This window comes from Azoarcus sp. KH32C, assembly GCF_000349945.1.
In the GTDB taxonomy this organism is placed as follows: domain Bacteria; phylum Pseudomonadota; class Gammaproteobacteria; order Burkholderiales; family Rhodocyclaceae; genus Aromatoleum.
On record NC_020516.1, the window covers coordinates 4839012 to 4852502 of the forward strand.

Genomic DNA, 13491 nt, shown 5'->3' on the forward strand with positions numbered 1-13491 from the left:
AATGCAAGTGCTAGCGTGAAGCATCGGCGACCGCGCTGGCGGTCGCGACGGCCCGCCGCGTTCGCCTCGGCGGTTCATTCACCGGGGTCCGCCCGCCCCGACGGCGCGCAGCGAAGCCGACCGGGGACGACGAGCTCCCATTGGCAGCGGACATCATGGACACCCCTCAACTCGGATTGAAATCCGTCAAGGTCGTGGCGCTGGCCGTGCACGACATGGCGCGAGCGAAACGCTTCTATGGCCAGACGCTGGGCCTCGAACCGGCGGACGAAGGCGGCGACGAGGTCGGATTCAAGCTCGGCGGCATCGTGTTGATGCTCAAGGAGGGATGGTACGGCACGCCGACCGCCGAACCCAATCCGCGCATCACGCTCGAGTGCGCCAGTGCGCGCGCGACCGAGGAGGCGCTGAAGCGGCGCGACGTGAAGATCTCGAACCCGGTCGATCGCTACGACGAACGCTTCTTCATCGGCGCCTTCCTCGACAGCGAAGGCAACAAGCTCTGGTTCTGCTCGGCTGACTAGCGCCTACCCCGGTCTTCACCCGAGACCTCAGCCACCCGCACCCTCCCCTTCGACTGGGAGCAAGGCTTCGCGCCAGTTGCGGAATCCGCCGTCGAGGGCGACGGCGCGGCTGAAGCCGAGGCGGCGCAGCATCGCGGTGGCGAGCGTGGATATCTTGCCGTACTCGCAGTAGACGACGATGCGGCGCGTCGGATCGGGCAGGATGCCGTCGACGCGCAGTTCGAGCTGTCCGCGCGGGATGTGCAGCGCGCCGGGAATGTGGGCGCGGCGGTAGTCCTCGGTCTCGCGCACATCGAGGATCGTGATGCCGGGCTCGGGCGCGAGCGCGCGGGCGCTGACCTCGTCAATCGACATGAAGGCGATCCGGTCGGCAGCCTCGGCGATCAACTGGGCGACCGACTGCCCGCCGCTGCAATTGACGCGCAAGGCCTCGGTGAGATGATCGGGCGCCTTGAGGTCGAGGCTGTTCATCAGCGCGACGAAAGCGTCGCGATCGCCGACCTGCAGCCGCGGGTTGGTCGCGAGCTCGGTGCCGATGGTCGTGCTCTCCTGGTCGCGGTAGTTGTGCGCGGGGAAGACGCGCGTCCCCGGCGGCAACTTCAGCAGGCGGTCGAACAGGCTGTGGTACAGCGCCACCGGGTCGCCGGTCGGCAGGTCGGTGCGGCCGGTCGCGCCGATCAGCAGCGTATCGCCCGAGAAGAGGCAGTCCTCGACGCGCACGCAGGTCGAGTCCGCCGTGTGCCCGGGCGTGTGCAGGATCTGCAGGCGCAGGTTGCCGACGATCAGCGCCTCGCCGTCGTCGACGCGAATGTCGACGTAGGGGGCGGGGCTCAGGCGATGCATCACGACCGGCACTTCGAGGCGGCGCGCGAGCGTGCGGCTCGCCGAGAAGTGGTCGGCGTGGGTATGGGTGTCGTAGAGGTAATGGATCTGCAGTCCGTGGCGCGAGCAACTCGCGAGGTAGCGGTCGACGAGGCTGATCTCCGGGTCGATCAGCAGCGCGCCGCAGCGCTGCTCGCAGCCGACGAGATAGGACAGGCAACCGCCCGCGCGAAACTGTTCGAGAATCATGTCCGCCCCTCCCCATCGGGTCGCTGATGAGTGCAATATAGACCGGTCACGCGCGGGAGTTGCCATGAAGCCGCTGCCCCCAGACTGGTTGTTCCTGTTCCGACTCGCGCCCGGCGTGCGGATGCTCCGCGACTATCGGCGCGAGGACTTCCCGCACGACCTCGCCGCCGGGCTCTCGGTGACGGCGGTGGCGATCCCGGTGAGCGTCGCGTATGCGGAACTCGCCGGCTTCCCGCCTGCGTCCGGGCTGTACGCGTCGATGATCTCGATGATCGTCTATGCCTTCTTCGGCTCCTCACGCCAGCTCATCGTCGGCCCCGACGCACCGACCTGCGCGATGCTCGCGGCGGCACTCGCGCCGATCGCGGCCGTGGGCTCGCCGGAATATCGCGCCTGGTCGCTCGCGCTGACCTTCCTTGTCGGCCTGATGTGCCTCGTCGCGAGCCGCATGCGCCTCGGCGCCTTCGCCGACTTCCTGTCCAAACCGATCCTGATCGGCTTCCTCAACGGCATCGCGTTGTCGATCGTGCTCGGCCAGCTCGGCAAGCTGCTCGGCTTTCCGGTCGAGTCGCGCGACATCGTCGACAGCCTGCGCGAAGTCGCCGACAAGCTGCCGCAGGTGCACTTTCCGACGCTCGCCGTCGGGGCGCTCGCGTTCGCGACGCTCGGCTGGACGCGGCGGCGCCTGCCACGGCTGCCCGCGGCGCTGGTGGTGCTGGTGGCAACCGGCGCGCTGACGGCACTGCTCGGCCTCGCAAACTACGGCGTTGCGGTGATCGGACCGGTCCCGGCGGGCTTGCCCCAGCTCGCCCTCCCCCATCTCAGCGGCACTGCGGTGCACACGCTCTTCAGCGCCGGCGCCGGCATCACGCTGGTGAGCTTTTCGAGTGCGATGCTGACGGCGCGAAGCTTCGCCGCGCGCAACGGCTACGAGATCGACCCCGAGCGGGAGTTCGCGGCGCTGGGCGTCGCCAACGTCGCCTCGTCGATGCTGGGGGGCTTCGCGGTCAGCGGCGCGGGTTCGCGCACCGCGGTGAGCGAGGCCTCGGGCGGGCGCACGCAAATGGTGAGCCTGGTCGCCGCGGCGGGTGTCGCACTCGCGCTCGTCGTCCTGACGGGGCCGCTGCAGTATGTGCCCGTCGCCGCGCTGGGCGCCGTGCTGGTCTATACCGGCATCTACCTCTTCGATCTCACCGCGCTGCGCGCGCTGTGGGGGCTCGATCGCAACGAGTTCTGGCTCGCGCTGGCGGTACTCGTCGGGGTGATCGTCAGCGGCATGATCCAGGCGATCCTCGTCGCGGTGGCGATCGCACTGGTGCGCTTCGTGCGGCTCACCGCGCGGCCGCCGGTCGAGGTGCTGGGCGAAGTCGAAGGCCTGCCCGGCGTCCACGCGACACGCCACTACGTCGACGCACGGACGGTTGACGGCCTGACGCTGCTGCGCTTCAACGCGCCGCTGGTGTTCTTCAACGCCCCCTACTTCCGCCAGCAGGTGCTCGGCGCCGCCGTGCCCGTCGGCCCGGGACCGCGCTGGCTGGTGCTCGACCTGCTGCCGGTGAGCCGCATCGACGTGACCGGCTACTACATGCTCAAGGAAGTGCGCGACGCGCTCGCGCTGCGCGGAATCCAGCTGAAGTTCGCGGGACGGACGTCCGAAATCGCGACCTATCTGGAGGGGCGGGGCATCGACGTCGGCCCAATCCGCGATTCGACCTTCCCGACGCTGCGCGCGGCAATCAAGGCCTTCCGCCGACTGCAGCGCGAACTCCAACAGGGGGTCGATGCCGGCGCGGCCTGAGCCGACGCACGCCTCAGGCGCACATCGCGCAGCTCTCGTCGCACTCCGCGCCGACGAAACCGAGCACGTCGTGCAGGAAGCGCTCGGCCTGCCACAGGTGGGGTGCGTGGTCGACGCCGTCATAGACATGCATCTGCGCACCGGGGATCGCGTCCCGCACCCAGCGCGCGGTGTTCGACGTGTAGAAGTTGCTCTCTTCGCCGTAGATCAGCAGGGCCGGCACGTCGATGCGCCCGAGCACCTGCCGGTAGTCGGCGGCGGTGAGGCTCTTCCAGCAGGCGATCAGCGGCGCGGGGTCGAGGGCGCGCAGGCGTTCGCGGGCCATCTGCATGCCCGTGCCGTTCTCGATATACTTGCGGCGGCCGCGCTCGTTGAGGCCGTTGGCGACGAGGCGCAGTACGGTCTCGGCGAAATCCTGTTCGAGATCGCTAACAAAGGACGCGTTGCGCTCGCTGTCGAAATCGCCGTAGATGCCGTTCGACCAGTGCTCGTCGGTGAGAAGCCGCGGCGACTGGTCGATGAAGACGACGTGCGACAGGCGCTTGGTGCCGAAGTCGCGCAGGTACTGCCACAAGGTCAGCGCGCCCATCGAGTGGCCGATCACCACGGCATCCTGCAGATCCCAGTGCGCCATCAGGTTTTCGAGATCGCGCGCCATGCGCTCGACGGTCGGCGCCTGCCCGGTCGCCAGCGGGTGACCGCCGTGCCCGCGGGCGTCCCAGCGGAAGACGCGATGGCTCGCGCCGAAGGTCGAGACGAAGGGTTTCCAGTCGCGATGCGTCGCGGTCCAGCCGTGCAGCAGCACCATCGGCCGGCCGTCGCCGGTGATCGCTACGTGGAGGGCTTCTCTGTCGTCGGCAAGGAAGGACTGCATGATGCGCTCGCGGTGTTAATTGTGCGCTGCAGTATAAACCCTCAGGCTCAGCGTCGGTACCAGGCCCAGCCCTCCCAACGGTAGGGGAAACGCGCCCCGCGGTTGGGATAAGGCGCGTAGGCGGGGTAATGCGGATAGACGTCGGACAACACCACTCCATCATGCGGATAGACGAAACTGCGGCTCGTGCGCACGACCTTGCCGTCGATGAAGTGCACATTGAAGCGGGTTGCGACACCCGGACCGTCGTTGCGGATGTTCCAGTCCCACACTTCCTCGCCGCTGAGCACGAAGCGCTCCACCGAGCGATGGCGACCGAGGAGGCGCGAGACCTGCTCCTGCGTCATGCCGCGTTCGACGCGCGCGAGATTCGCCTCGGAGAGCGCATCCTCCTGGCGCAGCACCGTGCCCGTGCCGTCGACGGTGATCATCAGCGCCGTTTCGCCCATCGGCTGCGTCGAGTATTCGAGTGTCGTCGTGCCGTCGCCGTTGCTCCAGCGCTCCACCGGCTGGCCGAACACCGCCAGCGCCTCGGCCTCGGTCGCCACGTGCCGCGGCACCGGGAAAGTCGCGCAGCCTCCCGACAGCGCCAGCACCAGCACCGCGATGACTCGCCACGATGTCCTCACATCAGTTCCCCCGGTAGTCGGTCGTGCGGCCGCTGCGCTCGACACGCCCGTCGTCGTTGAAATGGACCGAGAAGAAAGTCCCCTCGCTCACGAAATCCGACTTGATGCGCCAGTTCCACACCGTTTCGTGGGCGAGCTCGAAGCGCTGTTGCGAGGCCGGCGTGCCGAGCAAGCGGCGCACTTCGTCGGCGCTCATGCCCCGTTGGATGCGGATGAAAGTGCCTTCGTTCAACACCTGGTCGATCTTGCGCAGCACACCGTCGGCGCCGATCGTAATCATGAAACACTCGGTTCCCTCGGGCTGACGCGTGTATTCCCAGGTCACCGAGCCGTCGGCATTGGGCCATTCCATGCCGGGCGTGCCGAAGCGCTCGCGCACGTCGGTCGCGGTCGACACGCCGGGCCTGAGCTCCTTCAGGTTCATGTAGTCGCAGCCGCCGACGCCGAGCGCCGTCAGCAGGCTGCACAGCAAGGCCAGGAATCGCTTCATGAGCGGGATGCCTCCTCGATCTCCGGGTGCGTGCCACGCACGTGGGCTAGAATCGCACCAGCCGGGCCGGCTGCGCAAGCCGCTCCGGTGACTGATTGCAAACACGAGGAGAATAGCAAATGCATAAAACCCTGATCGCCCTGGCGCTCGTCGGACTCACCGCGTCTGCGGCTCATGCCCAGACCGTAGTGAAGATCGGCCACGCCGGCCCGCTGACCGGCCCGATCGCCCATATCGGCAAGGACGGCGAGAACGGCGTGCGCCTGGCGCTCGAAGACGCCAACGCGAAGGGCCTGACCATCGGCGGCAAGAAGGTGCAGTTCGAACTGGTCAGCGAAGACGACCAGGCCGACCCGCGTACCGCCACCACCGTCGCCCAGCGCCTGAGCGACGCCGGCGTCAAGGGGGTGGTCGGCCACGTGACCTCCGGCGCTTCGATTCCCGCCTCGCGCATCTACGAACAGGCCGGCATCCCGGTCATCACGCCGTCCTCGACGAACCCCAAGCTGACCCAGCAAGGCTACAAGGTCACCTACCGCGTCATCGCCAACGACCTGCAGCAGGGCGCCGCGATGGCCAAGTACGCCACCCAGAACCTGCAGGCGAAGAAGATCGCGATCATCGACGACCGCACCGCCTACGGCCAGGGCCTCGCCGACGCCTTCGCCGAAAGCCTGAAGCAGCAGGGCGTGCAGATCGTCGGCCGCGAATTCACCAACGACAAGGCGACCGACTTCACCGCGATCCTCACCAAGATCAAGGCCCGTCAGCCCGACGCCGTGTTCTTCGGCGGCATGGACGCACAGTCCGCCCCGATGCTGCGCCAGATGAAGCAGCTCGGCATCGGCGCCAAGTTCCTCGGCGGCGACGGCACCTGCACCAGCGAGATGATCAAGCTCGCCGGCGACGCGATGAGCGGCGACACCTACTGCACCCAGGCCGGCATCCCGATGGACAAGATGCCTGGCGGCGCGCAGTTCAAGACCCGCTTCAAGGAGCACTTCAAGGCCGACGTGCAGCTCTACGCGCCCTACAGCTACGACGCGGCGATGGCGCTGATCGAAGCGATGAAGGCGGCCGACTCGGTCGAACCGGCGAAGTACCTGCCGGCGTTGCAGAAGCTCAGCTTCTCGGGCGTGACCGGCAAGATCGCCTTCGACAAGAACGGCGACATCCGCGACGGCGGCATCACGATGTACCGCTTCCAGAATGGCAAGTGGGATGCGTTGAACTGAATCGGCTGAGCCGAATATGCGACTCGCGCACGCACCGATCATGTGCGCAGGTCGCAGAACACGAACCACAAAGGGGCGCCGCGGTGCCCCTTTTTTTCGACTAGAGTCACGACAGGGGGATTTCCGGGGTTTCGAGGACCCTGCATTAGGGAAAACCACAATATGGCATGGTTTGTGCGGTGCGCAATGCGTCCGAATACTGCACCTTTCCCCGAAAAACCCCATGGATAATGGGTATACAAGAAATGCGTGTCACCGCGTGGCAATGCGGAAGGACGACGAGGCCGTTGCTTTGCTGCATCGCAGGACCTGCAATCTGCATGCAAGTCGACGGCATCACGCACCACCGCGCGGTTTTTGGGCAGAATACGCGCACTTTTCAGCCCCGCCGGTACTGACCTTGGTCATACCCCGGAGGAGCGAATCGAAAAGCGCTAACAAGAGCAGCATCCTGGCAGCGGCATCCGCAGCCCACACCCGGGCGGTGGCGGCGCGCTGGCAGGCAATCAAAATCGATTTCGCTGGAGGAACGCCATGAAGAAAACCGTCGTCGCACTGGCCATCATGGGCTTCGGCCTGTCGGCCGCCCAGGCCCAGGAAATGGTCGTCAAGATCGGCAGCGTCGCGCCGCTCACCGGCACCATCTCCCACCTCGGCAAGGACAATGAAAACGGCGCCCGCCTCGCCGTCGAGGATGCCAACGCCAAGGGCATCACGATCGGGGGCAAGAAGGTCAAGTTCGAACTGATGGGCGAGGACGACCAGGCCGACCCGCGTACCGGCACCACGGTCGCGCAACGCCTCGTCGATGCCGGCGTGAAGGGCGTCGTCGGCCACCTGAACTCGGGTACCACGATCCCCGCGTCGCGCATCTACAACCAGGCCGGCATCCCGGTGATCACCCCGTCGGCGACCAACCCGACGCTGACCAACCAGGGCTACAAGGCCGTGTTCCGCACGATCGCCAACGACGTGCAGCAGGGCAGCGTGCTCGGCAAGTTCATCTCCGGCCCGCTCGCCGCGAAGACCGTCGCGATCATCGACGACCGCACGGCCTACGGCCAGGGTCTCGCCGATGAAACCGAGAAGGCCGTCAAGGCCGGCGGCGGCAAGGTCGTCGCGCGTGAATTCACGACCGACAAGGCCACCGACTTCAACGCCATCCTGACCAAGATCCGCGGTGCCAAGCCGGACGTGATCTTCTTCGGCGGCATGGACGCCCAGGCCGGCCCGATGCTGCGCCAGCTCAAGCAGCTCGGCGTCGAAGCCAAATTCGTGACTGGCGACGGCGGCTGCAGCCCCGAGATGATCAAGCTCGCCGGCGACTCGATCGGCTCCAACGCCTATTGCTCGATGGCGGGCCTGCCGCTCGAGAAGATGCCCGGCGGCGCCGAGTTCCGCGACCGCTTCAAGAAGCGCTTCAACGCCGACGTGCAGATCTACTCGCCGTATGCCTATGACGCTGCGATGGCTCTGATCAACGCGATGGCCGCCGCCGGTTCGCCCGAACCGTCGAAGTACCTCGCTTCGCTGAAGAAGATCAGCTTCCAGGGCGTCACCGGCACGGTCGCCTTCGACGACAAGGGCGACATCAAGGACGGCGCCGTCACGGTGTACCAGTTCAAGAACGGCACCTGGGTTCCGATGTAATGCATCCGGCCGCCCTTCGGGGCGGCATCACGCGGGGGGTGGCGGCCGGCAGCAACGGCCGCGGCCCCTTTCGAGTTTTTCACCACTGCGACACCTGATCTGATGTACCTCCTTCAACACCCGGCCTCGGCTGCCTCACAGGTATCCGGCCTGCCGCGTGCGCAAACCATGCGCGCGGCGCTCGCGCCCCAGCAGCGGACGCTCTCCGCAACGGTCACCCCGTCCCACCCGCCGCTGAGCGGCTTCGACCCGATATCCCGAGGGTAAAAATGGAAATCTTTCTGCAACAAGTGGTCAATGGCCTCGTCGTCGGCAGCGTGTATGCGCTGGTGGCGCTGGGTTACACCATGGTTTACGGCATTCTCGGCCTGATCAACTTCGCTCACGGCGACCTCGTCATGGTCGGCGCGCTCACCGCGCTGCAAACCATGATGTTCCTGATGGGCGTGGCCCCCGGCATGTCGCCGATGGCGATGCTCGGGCTGTCGCTGCTCGTCGCAGTCGGCGTGTGCATGATCCTCGCGTTCCTGATGGAGCGCCTCGCGTATCGTCCCCTGCGCAATGCGCCGCGGCTGGCACCGCTGATCACGGCGATCGGCGTCTCCTTCCTGCTGCAGACGCTGGCGATGATCGTCTGGGGCCGCAACTACCACACCTTCCCGCAGCTGATCTCGACGACTCCGCTGCAGCCGGTCGAAGGTGTGTTCATCACCCCGATCCAGATCACCATCGTCGCCGTCTCGGCGCTGATGATGGCCGGACTGATCCTGCTCGTCACCAAGACCAAGCTCGGCCGCGCGATGCGCGCGACCGCCGAGAACCATCGCGTCGCGGCGCTGATGGGCGTCGACACCAACCTGATCATCGCCTCCACCTTCGTCATCGGCGCCGCGCTGGCCGCGGTCGCGGGCGTGATGTTCGCGAGCAACTACGGCATCGCCCACTACGGCATGGGCTTCATGCCCGGTCTGAAGGCCTTCACGGCCGCAGTGCTCGGCGGTATCGGCAACCTCGGCGGCGCGATGCTGGGCGGCATCGTCCTCGGCCTCGTCGAATCCTTCGGTGCCGGCTACATCGAGCAGGCGACCTTCGGCTTCCTCAATTCGTCCTACCAGGACATCTTCGCCTTCATCATTCTCGGCCTCGTGCTCATCTTCAAGCCTACCGGCCTGCTGGGTGAACGCGTCTCCGACCGGGCATAACGCGGGAGTACCAACCATGAATGAACTCGCACTGGCCGTTCCCTGGCTGGGCAAACGCAACCCGCTCGCCGCGCGCTGGGTCGTGGTCGCAATCGCGCTCGTCGCGCCGCTGATCGCGATCAGCTTCGGCCGCACCTGGGTGCGCGTGATCGATTTCGCGATGCTGTACATCCTGCTCGCGCTGGGCCTGAACCTCGTCGTCGGCTTCGCCGGCCTGCTCGACCTCGGCTACATCGCGTTTTACGCGGTGGGCGCGTATACGACGGCCTTCCTCGCATCGCCCCACTTCGACGTCCACCTGCCGATCTACATCGTGCTGCCGCTCGCGGCCTGCTTCGCGGCCATGGCCGGGATCACGCTGGGCTTCCCGGTGTTGCGATTGCGCGGCGATTATCTTGCGATCGTCACGCTCGGCTTCGGCGAGATCGTCCGGATCTTCATGAACAACCTGAACTATCCGGTCAATATCACCAACGGCCCGCAGGGCATCAACTCGCTCGATCCGGTGATCCTGTTCGGCTGGGACCTGTCGCAGAACCTCCAGGTGACGGAGGATTTGTCGATCAACTCGCTGTTCCTCTATTACTACCTGTTCCTCGGCTGCGTCGCAGGCGCGATCCTGTTCATCTCGCGCCTGCAGGTCTCGCGGGTCGGCCGCGCGTGGGCCGCGATGCGCGACGACGAGCTCGCCGCCAAGGCGATCGGCATCAACACGCGCAACCTGAAGCTGCTGGCGTTCTCGCTCGGCGCAACCTTCGGTGGCGTGTCGGGCGTGCTGTTCGGCACCTTCCAGGGTTTCGTGTCGCCCGAGTCGTTCTCGCTGATGGAGTCGATCGCCGTGCTGACGATGGTCGTGTTCGGCGGCATGGGCAACATCGCCGGCGCGATCGTCGGCGCGATCGTGCTGTCGGCCCTGCCCGAGATCCTCCGCCACATCGCCGCGCCGGTGCAGAACGCGCTGTTCGGCCATGTGATCCTCGACCCCGAAGTGCTGCGCATGCTGCTGCTGTCGCTCGCCATGATCCTGATGATGCTGCTCCGCCCCGCCGGCCTGATCCCGGCCGCCGCCCGCTACTCCCATATCAAGCACCTGAAGTCGAAGGGGGTGACGCAATGATCACCCTTCTCGAAGCCCGCAACATCGGCAAGCGCTTCGGCGGCCTGCAGGCGCTCTCGGACGTCTCGCTGACGATCCGCAAGGGCGAGGTCTACGGCTTGATCGGCCCGAACGGCGCCGGCAAGACGACCTTCTTCAACGTGCTGACCGGCGCCTATACGCCGGATGGCGGCGAGTTCACGTTCAACGCGACGCCGCTGCCCTCCGGCAAGCCGCACCTCGTCGTCGCGCAGGGCATCGCGCGGACCTTCCAGAACATCCGCCTGTTCCGCGAACTCTCCGCGCTGGAAAACGTGATGGCCGGCCACCACATCCGCACCACGGCGACGATCTGGGGCATCCTGACGCAGAACAAGCACACGCGCGAGGAAGAGCGCCTGACGACCGAACGCGCGTACGAGCTGCTCAAGTACGTCGGCATCGAACGCTTCGCCACCGCGCAGGCGAAGAACCTCTCCTACGGCGACCAGCGCCGCCTCGAGATCGCCCGCGCGCTCGCGACCGAGCCGCAACTGCTGGCGCTCGACGAACCCGCAGCCGGCATGAACGCGACCGAGACCGGTCAGCTCAAGGTGCTGATCGAGCAGATCCGCAGCGACGGCATCACCGTGATGCTGATCGAACACGACGTGAAACTGGTGATGGGCCTGTGCGACCGCGTCGCGGTGCTCGACTTCGGCCGCAAGATCGCCGAGGACGTCCCGGCGGAAGTCCAGAAGAACGATGCCGTCATCAGCGCCTACCTGGGCGGAGGCCAAAAGCATGCACACTAATCCCAGCTCCCCCCTGCTCCAGCTCGCCGGCCTGAAGGTCGCCTACGGCGGCATCCAGGCCGTCAAAGGCATCGACCTCGAACTCTATCGCGGCGAACTCGTGAGCCTGATCGGCGCGAACGGCGCCGGCAAGACGACGACGCTGAACGCGATCGCCGGCAGCCTGCGCATTGCCGGCGGCGAGATCCTCTACGCGGGCGAGAAGATCCACGTCTTCCCGGCGCACAAGCGGCTGCGGCGCGGCATCGCGCTGGTACCGGAAGGCCGCGGCATCTTCACGCGCCTGACGGTCGAAGAGAACCTGCGCATGGGCGCTTACTCGCGCAACGACAAGGCCGCGATCGAGCAGGACATGGAACGCGTCTATACGATGCTGCCGCGGGTCAAGGAACGCCTGCACCAGACCGCCGGCACCTTGTCGGGCGGCGAGCAGCAGATGGTCGCGATCGGCCGCGCGCTGCTGTCGCGTCCGAAGCTGCTGCTCCTCGACGAGCCGTCGATGGGGCTCGCGCCGCTGGTGGTCGAGAAGATCTTCGAGGTCGTGCAGTCGGTCGTGAAGGAAGGCGTGACGGTGCTGCTCGTCGAGCAGAACGCGAACCTCGCGCTGGAGTTCTCGCAGCGCGCCTACGTGATGGAATCGGGCAAGATCACGCTGACCGGCTCCGGCGCCGAGCTGCTGACGAACCCGAAGGTGCGTGCGGCGTATCTGGGGGAAGCGGCGTAAGCGGAAGCCTGGAGGAAGGAAACGGGCGCGGGACCTCGGGTTCCGCGCCCGTTGTCCGTCTACGGTCCTACAATCGCCGGTAACCCCCCCACGGCGATCGTACCGCCCCGATTCGAGGAAACGGACATGAGCTCCCATTCGCTCAACGGAGGCTGCCATTGCGGCGGCCTGCGTATCGAACTCGACCTGCCCCGCGCGCCCGCGAGCTATGCGCCGCGCGCCTGCGACTGCGATTTCTGCCGCAAGCACGGCGCGGCCTACCTCTCCGATCCCGAGGGGCGGCTACGCATCCGCGCCCGCCCCGAAGCGCTCGGCCGCTACCGGCAGGGCAGCGGGCGCGCCGAGTTCCTGTTCTGCAGGAACTGTGCGGTGCTGGTCGGCGTGGCTTACGAGGAGCAAGGGCGACTGTACGCGACGGTGAACAGCCGCGTCGTCGAGGGCGATGCGCCTTTCGCGGAACAGAGGAGCGTCTCTCCGCAGACGCTGAGCGCCGACGAGAAGGTCGCGCGGTGGAAGGAAGTGTGGTTTTCGGAAGTGCGGATCGACAGCGACGCTTCGGCCTAGCCTCCGGACACGACCCGCGAACGCTGCTCGCCGAGTCCGGCGATGCCCAGGCGCATCGTCTCGCCGTGACACAGGAAGCGCGGCGGCGCGCGCAAAAAACCGCTGCCGGGCGGGGTGCCGGTGAGAATCACGTCGCCGGGATGGAGCGTCATGAAGCGGCTGACGAAGGCGACGATCTCGGCGCAGGAAAAGAGCATGTCGGCAGTGTTGGCGCGCTGCATGGACTCGCCGTCGAGCGTGAGCCACAGGTCCAGCGCCTGCGGGTCGGGCACTTCGTCGCGCGTGACGAGCCAGGGGCCGAGCGGGCAGAAGGTGTCGCAGCTCTTGCCTTTGTCCCAGGTGGGGCCGCGGTCGAACTGGTAGCTGCGCTCGGAGACGTCGTTGGCGATGCAGTAGCCGGCGACGAAATCCAATGCACGCTCGGCGGATATGCGCCTCGCGCGCTTGCCGATCACCATCGCGAGTTCGACCTCCCAGTCGCCCTGAGTCGCGCCCGGCGGCAGGCGCACGGGCTCGCGCGGCCCGCACAGGGAACTCGTCGCTTTCAGAAAGAGGATGGGCTCGTCGGGCAGCGTGTGGCCGGCGGCGGCGTGGGCGCGATAGTTGAGGCCGATGGCGACGATCTTGCCGACGCCGGCGACAGGCACGCCGAGCCGCGGGCGGCCGGGCACGGTGGGCAGGTCCTTTGGTGCGAGGCGGCGCAGCCCAGCGAGACGCGCCGGGGCGAGCGCAGCGCCGTCGAGGTCGGAGACATGCGCGGAAAGGTCGTGCAGCACGCCGTCGGCGTCGATCAGGCCGGGCCGTTCACGGCCGCGCGGACCGTAGCGTACGAGCTTCATG

14 protein-coding genes are annotated in these 13491 nt (G+C 66.9%); 9 read left to right on the forward strand and 5 right to left on the reverse strand.

Annotated features, from left to right (window positions below; genetic code table 11):
* Positions 1-155 precede the first annotated feature (155 nt).
* Positions 156-524, forward strand: coding sequence for a VOC family protein (locus AZKH_RS21765; protein ID WP_041657679.1), 369 nt, complete (start codon positions 156-158; stop codon positions 522-524).
* 27 nt (positions 525-551) lie between these two features.
* On the opposite strand, the gene AZKH_RS21770 is transcribed toward AZKH_RS21765, so the two are convergent.
* On the reverse strand, positions 552-1595 hold the full coding sequence (locus AZKH_RS21770) for a rhodanese-like domain-containing protein (protein ID WP_015437968.1): 1044 nt from the start codon (positions 1593-1595) through the stop codon (positions 552-554).
* 64 nt (positions 1596-1659) lie between these two features.
* On the opposite strand from AZKH_RS21770, the gene AZKH_RS21775 reads away from it, so the two are divergent.
* On the forward strand, positions 1660-3393 hold the full coding sequence (locus tag AZKH_RS21775) for a SulP family inorganic anion transporter (protein WP_015437969.1): 1734 nt from the start codon (positions 1660-1662) through the stop codon (positions 3391-3393).
* 13 nt (positions 3394-3406) lie between these two features.
* Here AZKH_RS21775 and AZKH_RS21780 read toward each other — a convergent pair whose 3' ends face one another.
* The 3 genes from AZKH_RS21780 to AZKH_RS21790 are packed head-to-tail and all read right to left on the reverse strand — an operon-like array spanning position 3407 to position 5386.
* A complete protein-coding gene (locus AZKH_RS21780; RefSeq protein ID WP_015437970.1) occupies positions 3407-4267 on the reverse strand; it encodes an alpha/beta fold hydrolase in 861 nt (286 codons plus the stop codon).
* Positions 4268-4314: 47 nt separating this feature from the next.
* On the reverse strand, positions 4315-4896 hold the full coding sequence (locus AZKH_RS21785; RefSeq protein ID WP_197538741.1) for an outer membrane protein assembly factor BamE: 582 nt from the start codon (positions 4894-4896) through the stop codon (positions 4315-4317).
* A 1-nt stretch (position 4897) separates the two neighbouring features.
* A complete protein-coding gene (locus AZKH_RS21790; RefSeq protein ID WP_015437972.1) occupies positions 4898-5386 on the reverse strand; it encodes an outer membrane protein assembly factor BamE in 489 nt (162 codons plus the stop codon).
* Positions 5387-5505: 119 nt separating this feature from the next.
* Here AZKH_RS21790 and AZKH_RS21795 point away from each other — a divergent pair, with 119 nt between their 5' ends.
* The 7 genes from AZKH_RS21795 (at position 5506) to AZKH_RS21825 (ending at position 12651) form a co-directional block, all read left to right on the forward strand.
* Complete coding sequence (locus AZKH_RS21795; protein ID WP_015437973.1) at positions 5506-6621, forward strand: branched-chain amino acid ABC transporter substrate-binding protein; 1116 nt, start codon at positions 5506-5508, stop codon at positions 6619-6621.
* Positions 6622-7155: 534 nt separating this feature from the next.
* Entirely contained in the window at positions 7156-8271 is a 1116-nt protein-coding gene (locus tag AZKH_RS21800) for a branched-chain amino acid ABC transporter substrate-binding protein (protein ID WP_015437974.1), read from the forward strand.
* 269 nt (positions 8272-8540) lie between these two features.
* Positions 8541-9473 (forward strand): branched-chain amino acid ABC transporter permease, encoded by a 933-nt coding sequence (locus AZKH_RS21805; RefSeq protein WP_015437976.1) that lies wholly within the window; start codon positions 8541-8543, stop codon positions 9471-9473.
* A 16-nt stretch (positions 9474-9489) separates the two neighbouring features.
* Positions 9490-10590, forward strand: coding sequence for a branched-chain amino acid ABC transporter system, permease (locus AZKH_RS21810; protein ID WP_015437977.1), 1101 nt, complete (start codon positions 9490-9492; stop codon positions 10588-10590).
* Complete coding sequence (locus AZKH_RS21815) at positions 10587-11363, forward strand: ABC transporter ATP-binding protein (RefSeq protein ID WP_015437978.1); 777 nt, start codon at positions 10587-10589, stop codon at positions 11361-11363. Before AZKH_RS21810 ends, AZKH_RS21815 begins: the two co-directional genes overlap by 4 nt.
* Positions 11353-12087, forward strand: a complete 735-nt coding sequence (locus AZKH_RS21820; RefSeq protein WP_015437979.1) for an ABC transporter ATP-binding protein — start codon at positions 11353-11355, stop codon at positions 12085-12087. Before AZKH_RS21815 ends, AZKH_RS21820 begins: the two co-directional genes overlap by 11 nt.
* A gap of 126 nt (positions 12088-12213) precedes the next feature.
* Entirely contained in the window at positions 12214-12651 is a 438-nt protein-coding gene (locus AZKH_RS21825) for a GFA family protein (protein ID WP_015437980.1), read from the forward strand.
* On the opposite strand, the gene AZKH_RS21830 is transcribed toward AZKH_RS21825, so the two are convergent.
* Positions 12648-13490, reverse strand: coding sequence for a fumarylacetoacetate hydrolase family protein (locus AZKH_RS21830; protein ID WP_015437981.1), 843 nt, complete (start codon positions 13488-13490; stop codon positions 12648-12650). The genes AZKH_RS21825 and AZKH_RS21830 overlap by 4 nt on opposite strands.
* Position 13491: the final 1 nt, after the last annotated feature.

Bases quoted from the DNA above. Each gene is read 5' to 3' on its own strand.
- AZKH_RS21830 (WP_015437981.1), bottom strand. From the start codon at position 13,490: ATGAAGCTCGTACGCTACGGTCCGCGCGGCCGTGAACGGCCCGGCCTG.
- AZKH_RS21775 (WP_015437969.1), top strand. From the start codon at position 1,660: ATGAAGCCGCTGCCCCCAGACTGGTTGTTCCTGTTCCGACTCGCGCCC.
- AZKH_RS21780 (WP_015437970.1), bottom strand. From the start codon at position 4,267: ATGCAGTCCTTCCTTGCCGACGACAGAGAAGCCCTCCACGTAGCGATC.
- AZKH_RS21805 (WP_015437976.1), top strand. From the start codon at position 8,541: ATGGAAATCTTTCTGCAACAAGTGGTCAATGGCCTCGTCGTCGGCAGC.
- AZKH_RS21795 (WP_015437973.1), top strand. From the start codon at position 5,506: ATGCATAAAACCCTGATCGCCCTGGCGCTCGTCGGACTCACCGCGTCT.
- AZKH_RS21820 (WP_015437979.1), top strand. From the start codon at position 11,353: ATGCACACTAATCCCAGCTCCCCCCTGCTCCAGCTCGCCGGCCTGAAG.
- AZKH_RS21825 (WP_015437980.1), top strand. From the start codon at position 12,214: ATGAGCTCCCATTCGCTCAACGGAGGCTGCCATTGCGGCGGCCTGCGT.
- AZKH_RS21815 (WP_015437978.1), top strand. From the start codon at position 10,587: ATGATCACCCTTCTCGAAGCCCGCAACATCGGCAAGCGCTTCGGCGGC.
- AZKH_RS21770 (WP_015437968.1), bottom strand. From the start codon at position 1,595: ATGATTCTCGAACAGTTTCGCGCGGGCGGTTGCCTGTCCTATCTCGTC.
- AZKH_RS21810 (WP_015437977.1), top strand. From the start codon at position 9,490: ATGAATGAACTCGCACTGGCCGTTCCCTGGCTGGGCAAACGCAACCCG.
- AZKH_RS21790 (WP_015437972.1), bottom strand. From the start codon at position 5,386: ATGAAGCGATTCCTGGCCTTGCTGTGCAGCCTGCTGACGGCGCTCGGC.
- AZKH_RS21800 (WP_015437974.1), top strand. From the start codon at position 7,156: ATGAAGAAAACCGTCGTCGCACTGGCCATCATGGGCTTCGGCCTGTCG.
- AZKH_RS21765 (WP_041657679.1), top strand. From the start codon at position 156: ATGGACACCCCTCAACTCGGATTGAAATCCGTCAAGGTCGTGGCGCTG.